Annotated in this window: 15 protein-coding genes; 7 read left to right on the forward strand and 8 right to left on the reverse strand. The window is 72.8% G+C overall.

Features of this window, described 5'->3' with window-relative positions:
• Together AB0O00_RS14870 and AB0O00_RS14875 are read right to left on the reverse strand one after the other, a co-directional pair.
• Positions 1–210: ATP-binding cassette domain-containing protein (locus tag AB0O00_RS14870; RefSeq protein WP_363651736.1), on the reverse strand; the 210-nt coding region annotated here is incomplete at its 3' end.
• Between the two features lie 155 nt (positions 211–365).
• Positions 366–1,601: a hypothetical protein gene (locus tag AB0O00_RS14875; protein WP_363651738.1), complete on the reverse strand. Its 1,236-nt coding sequence runs from the start codon at positions 1,599–1,601 to the stop codon at positions 366–368.
• Between the two features lie 590 nt (positions 1,602–2,191).
• Between AB0O00_RS14875 and AB0O00_RS14880 the strand changes: the two genes are divergently transcribed.
• From AB0O00_RS14880 to AB0O00_RS14890, 3 genes are all read left to right on the forward strand, one after another.
• On the forward strand, positions 2,192–3,799 hold the full coding sequence (locus AB0O00_RS14880) for an ABC-F family ATP-binding cassette domain-containing protein (protein WP_363651740.1): 1,608 nt from the start codon (positions 2,192–2,194) through the stop codon (positions 3,797–3,799).
• A gap of 276 nt (positions 3,800–4,075) precedes the next feature.
• On the forward strand, positions 4,076–4,288 hold the full coding sequence (locus AB0O00_RS14885; protein WP_363651742.1) for a hypothetical protein: 213 nt from the start codon (positions 4,076–4,078) through the stop codon (positions 4,286–4,288).
• Positions 4,285–4,674 carry a toxin Doc gene (locus tag AB0O00_RS14890; protein ID WP_363651743.1) on the forward strand — a complete coding sequence of 130 codons (390 nt, stop codon included), beginning with the start codon at positions 4,285–4,287 and terminating at the stop codon, positions 4,672–4,674. Before AB0O00_RS14885 ends, AB0O00_RS14890 begins: the two co-directional genes overlap by 4 nt.
• 30 nt (positions 4,675–4,704) lie before the next feature.
• On the opposite strand, the gene AB0O00_RS14895 is transcribed toward AB0O00_RS14890, so the two are convergent.
• The 6 genes from AB0O00_RS14895 to AB0O00_RS14920 form a co-directional block, all read right to left on the reverse strand.
• Entirely contained in the window at positions 4,705–5,358 is a 654-nt protein-coding gene (locus AB0O00_RS14895) for a Pr6Pr family membrane protein (RefSeq protein WP_363651745.1), read from the reverse strand.
• A 133-nt stretch (positions 5,359–5,491) separates the two neighbouring features.
• A complete protein-coding gene (locus AB0O00_RS14900) occupies positions 5,492–6,163 on the reverse strand; it encodes a response regulator transcription factor (RefSeq protein ID WP_363651747.1) in 672 nt (223 codons plus the stop codon).
• A 55-nt stretch (positions 6,164–6,218) separates the two neighbouring features.
• Positions 6,219–7,490, reverse strand: a complete 1,272-nt coding sequence (locus tag AB0O00_RS14905; RefSeq protein ID WP_363651749.1) for a histidine kinase — start codon at positions 7,488–7,490, stop codon at positions 6,219–6,221.
• Between the two features lie 16 nt (positions 7,491–7,506).
• Positions 7,507–8,499 carry a hypothetical protein gene (locus AB0O00_RS14910; protein ID WP_363651750.1) on the reverse strand — a complete coding sequence of 331 codons (993 nt, stop codon included), beginning with the start codon at positions 8,497–8,499 and terminating at the stop codon, positions 7,507–7,509.
• Between the two features lie 97 nt (positions 8,500–8,596).
• The gene (locus tag AB0O00_RS14915; RefSeq protein WP_363651752.1) at positions 8,597–9,121 is read right to left on the reverse strand and encodes a GNAT family N-acetyltransferase; all 525 of its coding nucleotides are present in this window, start codon (positions 9,119–9,121) and stop codon (positions 8,597–8,599) included.
• Between the two features lie 143 nt (positions 9,122–9,264).
• Complete coding sequence (locus AB0O00_RS14920; protein WP_363651754.1) at positions 9,265–10,245, reverse strand: hypothetical protein; 981 nt, start codon at positions 10,243–10,245, stop codon at positions 9,265–9,267.
• Between the two features lie 368 nt (positions 10,246–10,613).
• Here AB0O00_RS14920 and AB0O00_RS14925 point away from each other — a divergent pair, with 368 nt between their 5' ends.
• The 4 genes from AB0O00_RS14925 (at position 10,614) to AB0O00_RS14940 (ending at position 16,455) form a co-directional block, all read left to right on the forward strand.
• On the forward strand, positions 10,614–11,777 hold the full coding sequence (locus AB0O00_RS14925) for a CaiB/BaiF CoA-transferase family protein (RefSeq protein ID WP_363651762.1): 1,164 nt from the start codon (positions 10,614–10,616) through the stop codon (positions 11,775–11,777).
• A 2-nt stretch (positions 11,778–11,779) separates the two neighbouring features.
• On the forward strand, positions 11,780–12,922 hold the full coding sequence (locus AB0O00_RS14930) for an acyl-CoA dehydrogenase family protein (RefSeq protein WP_363651756.1): 1,143 nt from the start codon (positions 11,780–11,782) through the stop codon (positions 12,920–12,922).
• A 99-nt stretch (positions 12,923–13,021) separates the two neighbouring features.
• On the forward strand, positions 13,022–14,236 hold the full coding sequence (locus AB0O00_RS14935) for an acetyl-CoA C-acetyltransferase (protein ID WP_363651758.1): 1,215 nt from the start codon (positions 13,022–13,024) through the stop codon (positions 14,234–14,236).
• Between the two features lie 41 nt (positions 14,237–14,277).
• Positions 14,278–16,455 carry a 3-hydroxyacyl-CoA dehydrogenase NAD-binding domain-containing protein gene (locus AB0O00_RS14940; RefSeq protein ID WP_363651760.1) on the forward strand — a complete coding sequence of 726 codons (2,178 nt, stop codon included), beginning with the start codon at positions 14,278–14,280 and terminating at the stop codon, positions 16,453–16,455.
• Positions 16,456–16,457: the final 2 nt, after the last annotated feature.

Below are 16,457 nucleotides of genomic sequence, written 5' to 3' on the forward strand. Positions count from 1 at the left end.
GACGTTGGCGCTCGCCGGGCTGAGCCGCAGCGCGCCCGCCTCGGGGGTGTCCAGCCCGGCCAGCAGGCGCAGCAGGGTCGACTTGCCGGCGCCGTTCACGCCGACCAGGCCGATCACGTCACCGGGGGCGACGACCAGGTCCAGGCCGGAGAAGAGGGTGCGTTCGCCGTGGCCGGCGCTGAGGTCCTTGACTACGAGTGTGGCGCTCATGATGGGGCCGATTCTACGGAGGCGCGGGGCCCGGGCGGAAAAGCGTGGGCCCGGCCCGATCGGTGCGGGCCGGGCGGAAGGGCGCGGGGCCCGCGGCCGTTTCCGGCAGCGGGCCCCGCGGGTGGTGGGCTCAGCGCGTCACCTGGTCTTCTTCGTCACTTGGTCTTCTTCGAGATGTAGTCCAGCGCCTTGGCCGCGACGTCGTCCAGGTACGGGCCGGCCTCCCAGGTGTTGTCCTCGCCACCGATGGAGGTGTCCGAGACCAGCACCTGCTTGCCGTCCTTCGTGGCGAACCAGCCGCCGCCGCTGTCGCCGCCGGTGCCGTTGCAGCCGGTGGTCAGCATGGCCGGGCGGGACGGGTCGATGGTGCGGCGCACCGGCTTCGGGGCGTCGCAGTGGTCCAGCTCCATGCCGTCGAACGGCTTGGCGGCCGGGTAGCCGTAGCTGCTGACCGCGGTGATCTGGTCGCGCGGGGCGTTGAACCAGACCGGCACGGAGCCGCCGACCGTCTCCTCCAGCGACTTGCCGCTGCCGTCCGGGTTGGCGACCCGGATGATGCCGAAGTCGTACTGGCTCCACGGGCCGCCGCTCTCCGGGTCGGCCTCGCCGGCCCAGGTCGGCGAGACGATGCCGGCGGTGGCGCCCCACTCGCCGAACGGCTCGGCCTGCGCCAGGCTGCCCTGCTTGCCGCCGCTCAGCACGCCGTTGCTGTTGAAGGCCGGGGCGAAGACGATGTTGGTGTGCGACTTGCCGCCCTTGCCGCCGTGCAGGCAGTGGCTCGCGGTCCACACCAGGTTGCTCTTGCCCGGGTTGGCCGGGTCGGAGATCACGGTGCCGGAGCAGACGTACTCCTGGTTGCCGTCCATGAAGAACAGCTTCCCGTTGACGTCCAGGTTCTTCGTGAAGGGGTGCGGGACCGGCTTCATCTGGACCAGGGCCGGCTTCGGGTCGTTGCCGCCGTCGGCCGGCGGCTGGACCGGGGCCTGCGAGGTCGGCTGGGCCGGCGCCGGGGCGGCGCTGGTCGGGGCCGGGGCCGGGGCGGTCGGCTGGCCGGTGGGCTGGTTGCCCAGGCCCGGCTTGACCGGCTTGGCCTTCAGGATCTTCTGCAGGTCCCAGTAGCCCTTGACGGCAGGGGTGATGACGTTGGCCTGGGCCCACTTCTCCCAGTCCTCGGGCTTCCACTTCTTGATCTCGTCGACCGTCGGGAGCTTGATCGGCGCGGCACCCGGCTTGGCCGCGTCGCTCGCCGCGGCAGCGGTGGTGGGCGCCGCGGTCTGCGCCCCGTTCGTGCTGTCGCTGTTGTCCGGGCCGCACGCCGAGGCCAGCACCATCGTCAGCGTGACGACGGATGCGCCCAGAGCGGCACGGGTGGTCCGGGATATCGATGACATGGTGTTCGGTTCCCCCTGTATATGAACGCCATACGGCCCGATCCGCGGGTACGGCCACGAGGGCCGCAGGTATGGCAGGTGAGGAGTCTGCCATGCCGCGCAAGGGCTTCCTCCACTCCACCCCCGACTGCGACGAGGCTGTCACGGGATCGGCACCGGATCGGCACCTTGCCCGCGCCGCCGTCCCCCGCGCCGGCCGGGGCTCGTCCGACGCCGGTCCGCACGGCGTACGGAAGTTCGGGGTGTACGGAGGTTCGGGGCGCGCGGAAATTCGGTTGTGGCGCGGTGCGGAGGGTCCGTAACGTCGTGCCCGTCAGTCACCCGAACAGGAGCAGGCCGTTGAACTACTGAGGTCCCAGGACACCGCCCCGCCGCGCAGGCCGTTCCGCCGCGCGGTGTGCGTCATGGTGTGCGACCTCGGTCACGGCCTCGTGGCTCCCACGGCTCCTGTGGTTCCCCACGGCTCCGGTGGCGTTCTTCCGCCGCTTGCTGCCGCTCTCCGCCGTGCCCCTTCGCACCCTTCCGCACCCGCGGTGTCTCCCCGTGTTGCTCACCCCACGTCCCATCAGCAACCAACCGGGAGGCCGACCATGGCACAACCCACCACCGCCGTCCTCTGCACCGACCTCGCTTTCGAGTGGCCCGACGGCAAGCCCGTCCTCGACGGCTTCCACCTGGCCGTCGGCCCCGGCCGCACCGGCCTGATCGGGCTCAACGGCGCCGGCAAGTCCACGCTGCTGCGGCTGATCGCCGGGGACCTCACGCCCTCCGGCGGCGCCGTCCGCGTCGCGGGCGAACTCGGCTACCTGCCCCAGGGCCTGACGCTCGACACCACCCTGCGGGTGGACGAGGCGCTCGGCGTCCGGGCCGCCCGCGAGGCCCTGCACGCCATCGAGTCCGGCGACACCGCCCAGCACCACTTCGACGCCGTCGGCGACGACTGGGACGTCGAGGAGCGCGCCCGCGCCACCCTCGACAAGCTCGGCCTGCAGCGCCTCGGCCTCGACCGCACCACCGGCGAACTCTCGGGCGGCGAGGCCGTGTTGCTGCGGCTGGCCGCCCTGCTGCTGCGCCGCCCCGACGTCCTGCTGCTCGACGAGCCCACCAACAACCTCGACCGGGCCGCCCGCGAGCGGCTCTACGAGACGGTGGCCGGCTGGCGCGGCGTCATGCTGATCGTCAGCCACGACCGCGAACTGCTCGAACACGTCGACCAGATCGCCGACCTGCGGGACGGCCGGATCACCTGGTACGGCGGCAACTTCACCGAGTACGAGCGCACCCTCGCCGCCCAGCAGGAGACGGCCGAGCGGCTCCTGCGCAACGCCGAGGCCGACGTCCAGCGCCAGAAGCGTGACCTGGCCGAGGCCCGCGTCCGGCTCGACCGCAGCGCCAGCTACGGCAAGAAGCGCTCGGTCACCCGCAACGACCCGCACATCTTCGCCGGCATGCTCAAGCGCCAGGGCCAGGAGACGGCGGGCCGGCTCACCGGCATGCACACCGAGCGCCTGGAGGAGGCCAAGCAGCGGCTCACCGCCGCCGAGGAGGCGGTGCGCGACGACGCCGAGATCAGGATCGACCTACCGCGCACCGCCGTCCCGGCCGGGCGCACCGTGCTCACCCTGCAGAAGGTCCGGATGCCTCGCGGCACCACTGCCGACCTCGACCTGCGCGGCCCCGAGCGGATCGCCCTGGTCGGGGGCAACGGCGCCGGCAAGACCACCCTGCTGCGCACCATCGCGGGCGAACTCGCCCCGCTGGAGGGGGAGGTCACCACACCGGTGCCGCTGCGCCACCTGCCCCAGCGGCTCGACCTGCTGGACGACGGGCTCACCGTCGTGGAGAACGTCAAGCGGTTCGCCCCGGCCGCCGGGGACAACGCGATCCGCGCCCGGCTCGCCCGCTTCCTGTTCCGCGGCGGGCGGGCCGATCAGCAGGCCGACACGCTCTCCGGCGGCGAGCGGTTCCGGGCCACGCTGGCGGCCCTGCTGCTGGCCGACCCGCCGCCGCAGCTGCTGCTGCTCGACGAGCCGACCAACAACCTGGACCTCGCCAGCGTCCGCCAGCTCACCCAGGCGCTCGCCGCCTACCAGGGCGCACTGATCGTGGCCAGCCATGACCTGCCGTTCCTGCGCGGCCTGGGTCTCACGCGCTGGCTGGAGCTGGACGGCGAGCTGAGGGCGGTGGATCCGATGTAGCCCTTGCTGCCGACTGTTCACCGCCCCTGCTGCTCCTCCTAGAGGACCCACCGGGCCGTGCTCAGGGCCGAGTCCCTGAGCACGGCCGGCTCGTCGGGGTCTCGGCGGCGCTGACGGGCGGCGAGGAGGTGAGGACCGCCACCGGCTCGGTGAACCCGCTCGCGTCCGCCGGCCGGCCGTGCCCTCGCTGCGTGCAGCTGAAAACCGGGCGGTGGCCGTCTGTGAGATGGGCGGGGTCGGTGTTCAACTGCCTTGGGAGCCAGTAGCATCGGGGTCATGCCAGCGCTCAACATCGAGTACACGGAGCACGAGCTCGCCGCGATCCGGGCGGCGGCGGCCGCGGACGGGAAGAGTGTCAAAGCCTACGTGCACGACCTGAGCGTGCGGGAGCAGCAGCGGCGGGTGTTCGTCGATCACGCGGTGGAGTTCTGGAAGGAGCACCGCGCGGAGTTCGACGCTGCGTTCCCGGAGGACGCGCCTGCCGCGTGAGGGGTGCGGACGTGACGGTGCTGCACGTCGATCTGCGCTGGCTGCTGGACGTCCAGGAGCACGCCTCGCCCGAGGACCTGAGTGTGCGGGACTACTCGGCGCTCCAGGCCGCCGTCGCCCGGCACCGGGTCAACACCGCGCAGCTCGGGCACGATGCCGACGCCGCGTGGTGCGCGGCGACGCTGATGCACACGATCGTGCTGCTCCGCCCGCTCCCGGTGCGCAACAACCTGTACGCCTGCATGACCACGGCCGCGTACATGCACGCCGCCGGCGAGGGCATCGACCCGCCGTACGGCGCGCTGGTGGAGCTGGCCCGGGACGTCGTCGAGGGCCGGGCGGACGTGTACGCGGCGGCCGACCGGATCCGCTCCTGGCGGATCTGAGGTTCTCGGCGGGCTGCCGTGCCGCGGGAACTACGCCTCGGTGGCGGCCGGCCGTAGCTTGCCCGTGACCAGCGTGCCCAGCCGGTCCAGGCCGACCACGGCCGCGCCGAGCGCGACGAACTCGACCGTCAGCATGCCGATCTGGCCCCACACGTAGCCGTAGCCCTTGGTGGTCGGGTCGAAGAAGAAGTACGGGTACTTCAGCGGGAAGTCGGCGAACAGCGCGTTGCGGGTGAGCACGATCGCCGCGTACCCGAGCGGGAAGGCCAGCCAGAGCGGTATGTCCCGCCAGGCGGAGGCGTTGCGGGGCTTGAGTACCAGCCAGTCGGCGACCACCATCACCGGCGTCACGTAGTGCAGGAAGAACGACGACCAGTGCGCCAGCTTGTCCGGCCCGTCGACCAGCCCCGGCAGCGGGTTGGCGCCGTGCTGCAGCAGGATGTGCGAGACCAGCCCGGTGATGACGATGTACAGGGTGGCGGCGCCGCGCAGCCGGGGCGCGGGCGCTTCCACGGTGCCGCGCTTGAGCATCCAGTAGGCCGCGCCGATGAAGTACCCGAGCACGATGACGTTGCTCTGCACGGTGAAGTACACCAGCGACGCGTTGCCGAGCGTCAGACCGAGGAAGGCCGACAGCGCGATGCCCGTGCGCCACCACAGCGCCGGGTGGGTCCGGACCGACATACGGCCACCAGTTCGTTTCAGGCGATACGGGAGGTATCGGACGGGCAGGGGATCGAAGCACTCTACTCGCAGGTAGTGGCCGGACGAAAGAATCGTCCCTGCGGAAGAAGGTGCAGTGCTCTCAACCCGGGTTTCAACCCGGGAGCACGAACCCCGACTCGTAGGCCGCGATCACCGCCTGGGTGCGGTCCCGTGCGCCGAGCTTCGCGAGCACGCTGCCGACGTGGGTCTTCACCGTCTCCTGGCTGACGACGAGCTCCCGCGCGATCTCCCCGTTGTTCAGCCCGGTGGCCATCAGCCGCAGCACCTGGGCCTCACGCTCGGTCAGCCGCCCGATCGGCCCCCGGTCCGGGGCGGCGGCGCCGTTCGCGGGCGCGGGCGCGTGCCGCAGCGCGAGCTCCCGGACGGCTGCCGGGAAGAGCAGCGAGTCCCCGCGCGCGACCAGCCGTACCGCCTGCACCATCTCCTCGGCCCGCGCCCGCTTCAGCAGGAACCCGGCGGCGCCGGCCCGCAGCGCGTCGTACACGTGGTCGTCGTGCTCGAAGGTGGTCACGACGAGGATCCGCGGCGGCTCGGCCATCCCGCCGACCAGCTGTTCGGTCGCCCGGATCCCGTTGATGCCCGGCATCCGGACGTCCATCAGCACGACGTCCGGCCGCAGTTCGCGCACCAGCGGCACGACCTCGGCGCCGTCCGCCGCCTCACCGACGACGGTGAGGTCCGGCTCGGCGTCGATCACCACCCGCAGGCCCATCCGGACCAGCCGCTCGTCGTCCGCGATCACCACGCGGATGTTCCCCGTCATCTCGTCCTCCCCGTACGCCGTCCGGCGCTCCGTCGGTTCCCATCGTCGTCGGTCCCTATCGTCCGGCGGGCAGCCAGACGGCCAGCCGCCATGCCGTCCCGTCCTCGACCGGCCCCGCCTCGCTGCCGCCCCGCAGCGCCGCCGCCCGCTCCCCGATGCCGCGCAGTCCGCGCCCGCCGCCAGGGCGGCTGGGGCGCGCGGGGCCCAGGGGGTTGGTCAGTTCGATGTCCAGTCGGCCGTCCGCCAGGGCCACCTGCAGCCCGGCCGGCGCGGGCCCGGCGTGCCGCAGCACGTTGGTGAGGCCCTCCTGGACGATCCGGTACGCCTCGCGGGAGACCGCCGGCGGCAGCCGGTCCAGGCCGGGGGAGAGCTCGGCGTCGACGCGCACGCCGGTGCGGGCGAGCTGGCGCAGCAGGTCGTCCAGCCCGGCGAGGGTGGGCCCCGCGGGTCCGTCGCCGGTGTCCTCCTCGCGCAACAGGCCCAGCACGGTGTCGAGTTCGGCGACGGCGGCCCGCGCGGTCTCCTCGATCGCGGCCAGCGCCTCGGCGGCGAACTCCGGGTCGCTGCGCAGCACCCGGGCCGCCGCCGAGGCCTGGATGCCGACGGCGCTCAGCGCGTGCCCGACCGAGTCGTGCAGCTCGCGGGCCAGCCGGTTGCGCTGGGCGAGCACGGCGGCCCGGCGTTCGGCCACGGCCAGCCGCTCCTCCGGGGTCGGGCCGAGCAGGACGGGCGCCCAGCGGGCGAGCAGTGCGCCGCACGCCGCGTTGGTGCCGACGATCAGGGCCATGACGGCCGTCCCGAGGGCGACGCCGGTGAGAATCCAGCCGGGGAAGCCGCGTTCCAAGTGGTCGGTGAGGTCGCCGGCCCCCGGGAGGTGGAGGATCAGCACGACCGCGAACGGCACCCCGGCCAGCGTCATGCCGGAGACCACCCCGCCGAGGAACAGGTGCAGCACGTACCAGGCGGCGGCGCGGCGCCGGGCCGCCCACGACCGGGCCGGGGCGGTGGCCAGGTCCTCGGGCCGGTCCGGCGTGCACAGGGCGCGCGCCGCCGCGCTCTCCAGCGTGCGGACGGTCGGCAGCAGCGCGGTGACGGCGGCCATCGGCAGCGAGATGCCCACCGAGAGGAGCTGGAGCAGGAGTTGGCGCAGGTGCGACTGGTTGGTGTTGAGCGCGCCGAGCAGCACCTGCGAGAGCATCCAGTACGGCATCAGCAGGGCGCCGCCGAGCACCAGGTGCACCCAGCGCAGCCGTGCCCGCCGCCCGACCAGCGCCTCCGCCGCCCGCCGGATCCCGCCCTGCCGCTGCGCGTCCGCGCGCGTGTTCACCTGCCCGCCCCCGTGGTCACGCGCGCGACTCTACGGCAGGCAGCGGCCTCCCGGCGGCCGCCGCCGCCCGTTCGGTCAGCGCCATCGCGCCCGCCGCCAGGATCAGCAGGCCGGCCACGACCTGCCCGGCCTCCACCAGCACCATCAGCCCGGGCACCGCGCTCCGCAGGTCGGGCACGGTCGTCGTGCTCCCGAACGCCACCAGCTGCCAGGAGCCCCAGCCGAAGATCGACCCGGCCGCCGTCCACGCCACCGCGAACGGCGTCCGCAGCCGGCGCCCCGGTCCGATCCGGAACACCAGCACCATCACCGCTGCCGCCGCGGCCACCGCCATCACCGCCGACACCGCGTCCATCGTCGCGATCGACCTGCTGCGCTCCTCGGCCCAGCGCAGCGGCAGCCCGGCCGTCCCGCCCGCCGCCCAATACGCCCGGAACGCCGCGACGCCCAGCCCGAGCAGCGCGGCCACGCCGGCGAAGACCCGCTGCACGACGAGGGTGGGGGAGTCGGGCAGGTCGCCGATCCGATCGCGCAGCAGGCCCGCCCAGCGCCGGCGGGCGTACAGGACGAACGCGAGGATCAGCGCCACCCCCTGCACCGAGAACCCGCCGTACACGAGCACGAACACCCAGCTCGCGAGGCCGTCGTCGGCCCGCTGCGCCGCGTTCTGGTGCTCCGGGCCGAGCACCAGCCCGGCGATCAGCGACGTCGGCACGGCCACCAGGATCGTCCCGAGCAGCCCGGTCGCCACCCACATCGGGAACGCCACCAGCCCGGCCCGCACCCGCCGGCCCCACGGCCGGACGAAGGTGAGCGCGAGCGCCAGGGCGATCACGTCCATGCCGAAGGTGATGAGGTTGAGCAGCCACAGCTTGTCCATGGCGGCCGGATCGCGCACGCCGGCCTCGGACCCGCACAGCCACGCCATCTTGAGCGTCAGGTACGGCACCGTCGAGGCCATCGCGACTCCGGCCGCAACGCCCCGCACCACATCCTCTTTGTTCCTCATGCCATTACCGTCGTGCCGGGGACGGGGGCGGCACGTCGGCCGCGGAAAGGATCCCCCTCCCCCTGGCGGGGGATCCGGCGCGCCCCTGGTCGGACCGTCAGGGCATCCGGTGGATCAGCCGGTCCTCGTGGTCGACCCGGCCGTCCGGGTCCGGGACCAGCCCGAGCCGCTCGGCCAGCCGCCGCGACGGCGCGTTGTCGGCGCGGATCAGCGCGGTCACCGGCAGGCCCGGGAACCGGGGCAGGGCCTCGGCGAGCGCCGCCCGGGCCGCCTCGGCCGCGTACCCGAGGCCCCAGGCAGACGGCCGGAAGCGGTAGTAGAGGTTGAACACCGCTTCGCCGTCCAGAGTGTGGAGGCACACCCCCGCGAACCCGATCACCACCCCCGGCTCCTCGCGCGTCGCCACCGCGCAGTACCCGACCCCGTCCCGCGTCCAGCGGGCCAGGAAGGTGTCCAGCATCGCCCGGCTCTCCGAGCGGTCCCGGTGCGGCCCGTACGGGTTGTACCGGTTGGTCTCCGGATCCCCGTGAACGGCGAACACCGCCTCGACGTCGTCGTCCTGCGGCCGCGTCAGCAGCAGCCGTCCGGTCTCGGCGACGATCGTGCGTTCGGCAACGGTCATGACGGTTCCCCAGTGTCATCCGCGTCAGGTGTAATGGATCGATCGCACAATAGACCATTACTCCGACAGGTGTCTCCTTATCCGACAGGTGTCTCCTATGCGAGGCGCCGCAGAGAATCGGGGGTGTCTCAATCGGGGGTGTCTCAGAGGATCGGCTCGCATCCGACTGCCTTGCCCCCGGCCGTGAGGAACTGGCGCCACAGGTCGTTGCCGTCCGGGACCAGGCGCTGACTGTCGATCACTGGCTCGTAGCCGCTGTCGAGGTGGAAGAAGACGTCCTTGCCGCGACAGGTGGCGACGACTTCCTGGGAGCCCGGCTCGCCCGTCCACAGCGCCCGCCCGTACGGGGACGGCGACCTGCCGCTCTCGTGGGAGGGGGTGGTGACGCGCGGTTCCGTGGTGATCGTGAACTGCACGTCGGAGCTTTGCGACGACCGTGTGCCGATCGCGCAAGACCAGATGGGGGCGGAGGCGGTGGTGACCCGCTGCTTGTAGGCGCCATCCCTGGCCTGCGGGTCCCTGGCGGGCGCCAGCCCGGGCAGGCCGCAGAGGGCGGTCCAGTCGGGTGTCGCCGGGACGCCCCGCGCCGAGAGGCCCTTCGGCGCGGGCAGTTCCTTGCCCTTGCAATTCAGCGCCTTGGCGGCGTGGTTGGCGTAGGCCACCGCCAGCCGGGCCCGGCCCTCGTCGCTGCCGTCCGAGCCCTGCACCTCCGCGCGCAGGCCCTTCTGGCAGCCGTCGGGGAGTAGGGCCCACGCCGTGCCGGGGGTCACCGAGCCGACCGAGTCCCCGGAGAAGAGCCTGGCCTCCGGTGAGGCCAGGTCGACAGCGCTCTTCGCGTCGCGCCGCACCTTGAACCAGACCGACTTCCGGGACTTCCCGAACAGCCCGAAGGTGACCGTCGCGCCGCAGCCGCCGACCGGGTCGACCGCCGTCGCCGATGAGTCCCCGACCCGCTGTTCGCTGATCCGCCCGGCTCCCAGGGTGTCGTGCACCTCGTCCGCCGTCGCGGCCCCGTCGCGCACCGTGTCGGGCCCGCCGACAATGGTCAGGTTGTACAGCGGCACACCCGTGACTCCGGCCGCGATCGCAAGCACCACCGCCGCCGCCGCCCCCTCAACCTCCACGTGGTGAACCCGCGCCTCCTGAGCGCCGCATCCACCACCCCGACCGCCCCCTTGCCACCGCCGGGGCTCGTTCCGGCCGCTGCCGGCCCGGTGGTGAAGTCCGGGTTCCCATGTGCGTCTCCCTCCCCGTGTGGAGAGCCGGTGCCCCCCACGACACGGTGACGGTAGCGGGTGGCGCCGTCGGTGGGCGTGGGCACCCTCCGTGGTCGTCGTGGCACAGGGAGTGGGGGTGCGGAGGTCTTGTTACCGGCGGGTCGCTTCTCTATCATCGCGAGTGTTACAGCTTTACTGTCAAACCCCGAAGGGTTCTGCAGCCCGTGCGTGACACCAGTGATTCCCAGGCGGTGGGCGTCGGCCCGTTGGCGGGCGTGCGGGTGGTCGAGCTCGCGGGGATCGGCCCCGGGCCCTTCGCCGCCATGCTGCTCGCGGACCTCGGCGCGGACGTGGTCAGGGTGGACCGGCCCGACCCCTCGCCGCTCGGCATCGACCCGGCGCGGGACGTCACCAACCGCAACAAGCGCTCGGTGCTGATCGACCTCAAGTCCCCCGACGGGCCCGCCCGGGTGCTCGACCTCGTCGAGCGGGCCGACCTGCTGATCGAGGGCTACCGGCCCGGTGTCGCCGAGCGGCTCGGCGTCGGCCCGGACGCGTCCCTCGCGCGCAACCCCGCCCTGGTGTACGGCCGGATGACCGGCTGGGGGCAGGAGGGGCCGCGCGCCGCGCAGGCCGGACATGACATCGGCTACGCGGCCGTCGCCGGTGTGCTCGGGCTGGTCGCCGCCCCCGGCGGGGCCGAGGAGGCGCCCGGGATCCCCGCGAACCTGCTCGGCGACTATGCGGGCGGCTCGCTCTACCTCGTCGTCGGCCTGCTCGCCGCGCTGCACCACGCCCGTGCCACCGGAACCGGCCAGGTCGTCGACGCGGCGATCGTGGACGGCGCCGCCCACCTCGGCAGCATGCTGTGGGGCCTGCTCGCGGTCGGCCACTGGCAGGACCGCCGGGGCGTGAACCTGCTCGACGGCGGCGCTCCCTTCTACGCGGTCTACCGGGCGGCGGACGGCGGCCACCTCGCCGTCGGCGCCCTGGAGCCGCGCTTCTACGCCGAGTTCGCCCGCCTGCTCGGCCTCGGCCCGGACGCGCCCGGCCAGCACGACCTCGCCCGCTGGCCCGAACTGCGCGCCCTGATCGCCGAACGCTTCGCCACCCGCACCCGCGCCGAATGGGAGGACGTCTTCGCCGGCTCCGACGCCTGCGTGGAGCCCGTCCTGACGATGCGCCAGGCGGTCGCCGACGCCCACCTGGCGGCCCGCGGCACCTACGTGGAGGCGGACGGCGTCACCCAGCCCGCGCCCGCCCCGCGGTTCTCCGCCACCCCCGGCGCACTGCGCCGCCCACCGGCCCGGCCCGGCGCGCACACCGCCGAGGTGGCCCGCGACTGGGACGTGCCCCTCCTGAGCCCCGACCCGGACAACTCCACAGCAGACCGAGCAGCAGCCCGAGCAGTAGACCGAGAAGTAGACCAAGGAGCGTAGCGTTGCAGCGCGACATCTTCACCGAGCAGCACGACGACTTCCGGGACACCGTCCGGTCGTTCCTCGCCAAGGAGGTCCTGCCGCACTACGACCGCTGGGAGAAGGCCGGCATCGTCGACCGTTCCGTCTGGCTGGCGGCCGGTCGCCAGGGCCTGCTCGGCATCGCCGTCCCCGAGGAGTTCGGCGGCGGCGGCGCCCCGGACTTCCGTTACGCCGCCGTGCTGGCCGAGGAGTTCGCGCGCGCGGGCGCCCCCGGGCTGGCGATCGGGCTGCACAACGACATCATCGGCCCCTACCTCACATCGCTCGCCACCGAGGAGCAGAAGCGCCGCTGGCTGCCCGGCTTCTGCAGCGGCGAGATCATCACCGCGATCGCGATGACCGAGCCCGGCACCGGCTCCGACCTCCAGGGCATCCGCACCCAGGCGGTCGACCAGGGCGACCACTACCTGCTCAACGGCGCCAAGACCTTCATCTCCAACGGCATCCTCGCCGACCTGGTGATCGTCGTCGCCCGCACCACCCCCGAGGGCGGCGCGCACGGACTGAGCCTGCTCGTCGTCGAGCGCGGCACGCCCGGCTTCGAGCGCGGCCGCAACCTCGACAAGATCGGCCAGAAGTCCCAGGACACCGCCGAGCTGTTCTTCGAGGACGTGAAGGTGCCGAAGGAGAACCTGCTCGGCGAGCTCAACGGCGGGTTCGTCCATCTGATGCAGAACCTCGCCCAGGAGCGGCTCGCGATCGCCGTCGCCGCGATCGCCGGGGCCGAGCACCTGGTCGAGATCACGACCGACTACGTCAAGCAGCGCGAGGCCTTCGGGCGCCCCCTCGCCAAGCTCCAGCACGTGCGCTTCGAGATCGCCGAACTCGCCACCGAGTGCGCCGTCACCCGGGCGTTCGTCGACCGCTGCATCACCGAGCACAACCGCTACGCACTCACCCCGGCGGACGCCTCGATGGCCAAGTGGTGGGCCACCGAACTGCAGAAGCGCACCGCCGACCGGTGCCTCCAACTGCACGGCGGGTACGGGTACATGAGCGAGTTCCCGGTCGCCCGGGCGTTCACCGACGGTCGCATCCAGACCATCTACGGCGGCACCACCGAGATCATGAAGGAGATCGTGGGTCGCTCCATCCTCGGCTGACTCCCCTCCCCCCGAGCCCACCGTTCCCAAGCCCCGAAGTCCCCAAGCCTCGAAGTCCTGAAGCTCCGAAGTCCTGAAGCCCCGAAAGGCGTTCCCACCGTGACCACCGAAGCGTACGTCTACGACGCGATCCGCACCCCGCGCGGCCGGGGCAAGGCCACCGGCTCGCTGCACGGCACCAAGCCGATCGACCTGGTCGTCGGCTTGATCCACGAACTGCGCAGTCGCTTCCCCGACCTGGACCCGGCCGCGATCGACGACATCGTGCTCGGCGTCGTCAGCCCGATCGGCGACCAGGGCTCCGACATCGCCCGGATCGCCGCGATCGCCGCCGGCCTGCCCGACACCGTCGCCGGCGTGCAGGAGAACCGCTTCTGCGCCTCCGGCCTGGAGGCCGTCAACCTGGCTGCCGCCAAGGTCCGTTCGGGCTGGGAGGACCTCATCCTGGCCGGCGGCGTGGAGTCCATGTCCCGGGTGAAGATGGCCTCCGACGGCGGCGCCTGGTTCGCCGACCCGATGACCGCCTACGAGACCAACTTCGCCCCGCAGGGCATCGGCGCCGACCTCATCGCCACCATCGAGGGCCTCTCGCGCACCGACGTCGACGCCTTCGCCGCCGAGTCCCAGGCGCGCGCCGCCAAGGCCCAGGCGGACGGCCTGTTCGACCGCTCGGTCATCCCGGTGCGCGACCGCAACGGCCTGGTGGTCCTGGACCGCGACGAGTTCATCCGCCCCGGCACCACGGTCGAGACCCTGGCCGGCCTCAAGCCCTCCTTCGCCCAGATCGGCGAGGCCGGCGGCTTCGACGCCGTCGCGCTGCAGAAGTACCACTGGGTCGAGGCCATCGACCACGTCCACCACGCCGGCAACTCCTCCGGCATCGTGGACGGCGCCGCGCTGGTCGCCATCGGCAACCGCGAGGTCGGCGAGCGGTACGGGCTGCGCCCGCGGGCCCGGATCGTCTCCGCGGCCGTCTCCGGCTCCGAGCCGACCATCATGCTCACCGGCCCCGCCCCGGCCACCCGCAAGGCCCTCGCCAAGGCCGGCCTCACCGCCGCCGACATCGACCTCGTCGAGATCAACGAGGCCTTCGCGGCCGTCGCGCTGCGCTTCATGCGCGAACTCGGCTTCCGCCACGACCAGGTGAACGTCAACGGCGGCGCGATCGCGCTCGGCCACCCGCTCGGGGCCACCGGTGCGATGCTGCTCGGCACCGTGATCGACGAACTGGAGCGGCGCGACCTGCGCTACGGCCTCGTCACCCTGTGCGTGGGCGGCGGCATGGGCATCGCCACCGTCGTCGAGCGCATCTGACCTCCCTCCCCGTTCCTCGGATCCCCGGAGACCCTGACCTCATGAGCGACACCACCACCATCCGCTGGGAGCAGGACCAGGACGGCGTGGTCACCCTCGTCCTCGACGACCCCAGCCAGTCCGTCAACACCATGAACGACGCCTTCACCGCCGACTTCGACACCGTCGTCGAGCGGCTGGCCGGCCTCGCCGCCTCGGACGGGCTGCGCGGAGTCGTCGTCACCTCGGGCAAGAAGACCTTCTTCGCCGGGGGAGACCTCCGGATGCTCTCCGCCGCCCGCCCCGAGGACGCTGCCGCCGTCTTCGAGAAGTCGATGCGGATCAAGCGCGCGCTGCGCACTCTGGAGACCCTCGGCAAGCCGGTCGTCGCCGCCGTCAACGGCAGCGCCCTCGGCGGTGGGCTGGAGATCGCGCTCGCCTGCCACCACCGGATCGCCCTGGACACCCCGGCAAGCCGGATCGGCCTGCCGGAGGTGACCCTCGGCCTGCTGCCCGGCGGCGGTGGAGTGGTCCGCACGGTGCGGCTGTTCGGCATCGCCGACGCCCTGCTCAAGGTGCTGCTCCAGGGCCGCCAGTACCGCCCGGCGCAGGCGCTGGAGCAGGGGATCGTTCACGAACTCGCCGCCACCCCCGAGGAGCTGACGGCGAAGGCACGGGCCTGGATCGCGGCCAACCCGACCGCCGTCCAGCCCTGGGACGTCAAGGGCTACAAGATCCCCGGCGGCACCCCGTCGACCCCGGCGCTCGCCGCCAACCTGCCCGCCTTCCCGGCCAACCTGCGCAAGCAGCTGGCCGGCGCGCCCTACCCGGCCCCGCGCAACATCCTCGCCGCCGCCGTCGAGAGCTCCCAGGTCGACGTCGACACGGCCATGGCGATCGAGGCCCGCTACTTCACCGAGCTGGCCTGCGGGCAGACCAGCAAGAACATGATCCAGGCCCTGTTCTTCGACATGCAGGCCGTCAACTCGGGCGCCGGCCGCCCGAAGGACGTCGAGAAGCGGACGATCCGCAAGGTCGCCGTGCTCGGCGCGGGCATGATGGGCGCGGGCATCGCCTACGCGTGCGCCAAGGCCGGCATCGAGGTCGTGCTCAAGGACGTCAGCGTCGAGGCCGCCGAGCGCGGCAAGGCCTACAGCGCGGGCCTGCTGGAGAAGGCCGTCGCCCACGGCCGCTCCACCGAGGCCAAGCGCGACGAGCTGCTCGCCCGGATCACCCCCACGGCCGACCCCGCCGACCTGGCCGGCTGCGACGCGGTGATCGAGGCCGTCTTCGAGAACACCGAGCTCAAGCACAAGGTGTTCCAGGAGATCGAGGGCGTCGTCGTCCCCGACGCGCTGCTCTGCTCCAACACCTCCACCCTGCCCATCGGCGTGCTCGCCGAAGGCGTCCAGCGGGTGGGCGACTTCATCGGCCTGCACTTCTTCTCGCCGGTCGACAAGATGCGGCTGGTGGAGATCATCCGCGGCCCGCAGACCGGCGACGAGGCCCTCGCCCGCGCCTTCGACCTCGTCCGGCAGATCGACAAGACCCCGATCGTCGTCAACGACTCGCGCGGCTTCTTCACCTCCCGCGTGATCGGCCAGTTCCTCAACGAGGGCGTCGCGATGATCGGCGAGGGCATCGAGCCCGCCAGTATCGAGCAGGCCGCGGCCCAGGCCGGCTATCCCGCCAAGGTGCTCTCGCTGATGGACGAGCTCACCCTGACCCTGCCTCGCAAGATCCGCGACGAGTACCGCCGCGCCACCGAGGCGGCCGGCGGCACCTGGACGCCGCACCCGGCCGACGCGGTCGTCGACCGCATGGTCGACGAGTTCGGCCGCCCCGGCCGCAGCGGCGGCGCCGGCTTCTACGAGTACGGCGAGGACGGCCGACGCGGGAAGCTCTGGCCCGGGCTGCGCGAGCACTTCACCCGTGCCGACGCCGACGTGCCCTTCGAGGACCTCAAGGAGCGCATGCTGTTCAGCGAGGCGCTCGACTCGGTGCGCTGCCTGGAGGAGGGCGTGCTGACCTCCGTCGCGGACGCCAACGTCGGCTCCATCCTCGGCATCGGCTTCCCGGCCTGGACGGGCGGCGTGTTCCAGTACATCAACGGGTACGAGGGCGGCCCGGCCGGCTTCGCGGCCCGCGCCCGCGAGCTCGCCGCCGCCTACGGCGAGCGCTTCGCCCCGCCCGCGCTGCTGGAGCGGATGGCGGCGGAGGGGCGGACGTTCTCCGACTGAGG

It is taken from the genome of Kitasatospora sp. NPDC093558 (genome assembly GCF_040683475.1).
Lineage (GTDB): Bacteria > Actinomycetota > Actinomycetes > Streptomycetales > Streptomycetaceae > Kitasatospora.

Coding starts and splice junctions, on each gene's coding strand:
- AB0O00_RS14940 (WP_363651760.1), top strand. CDS start 14,278: ATGAGCGACACCACCACCATCCGCTGGGAGCAGGACCAGGACGGCGTG.
- AB0O00_RS14895 (WP_363651745.1), bottom strand. CDS start 5,358: ATGTCGGTCCGGACCCACCCGGCGCTGTGGTGGCGCACGGGCATCGCG.
- AB0O00_RS14910 (WP_363651750.1), bottom strand. CDS start 8,499: ATGAGGAACAAAGAGGATGTGGTGCGGGGCGTTGCGGCCGGAGTCGCG.
- AB0O00_RS14885 (WP_363651742.1), top strand. CDS start 4,076: ATGCCAGCGCTCAACATCGAGTACACGGAGCACGAGCTCGCCGCGATC.
- AB0O00_RS14900 (WP_363651747.1), bottom strand. CDS start 6,163: ATGACGGGGAACATCCGCGTGGTGATCGCGGACGACGAGCGGCTGGTC.
- AB0O00_RS14915 (WP_363651752.1), bottom strand. CDS start 9,121: ATGACCGTTGCCGAACGCACGATCGTCGCCGAGACCGGACGGCTGCTG.
- AB0O00_RS14875 (WP_363651738.1), bottom strand. CDS start 1,601: ATGTCATCGATATCCCGGACCACCCGTGCCGCTCTGGGCGCATCCGTC.
- AB0O00_RS14880 (WP_363651740.1), top strand. CDS start 2,192: ATGGCACAACCCACCACCGCCGTCCTCTGCACCGACCTCGCTTTCGAG.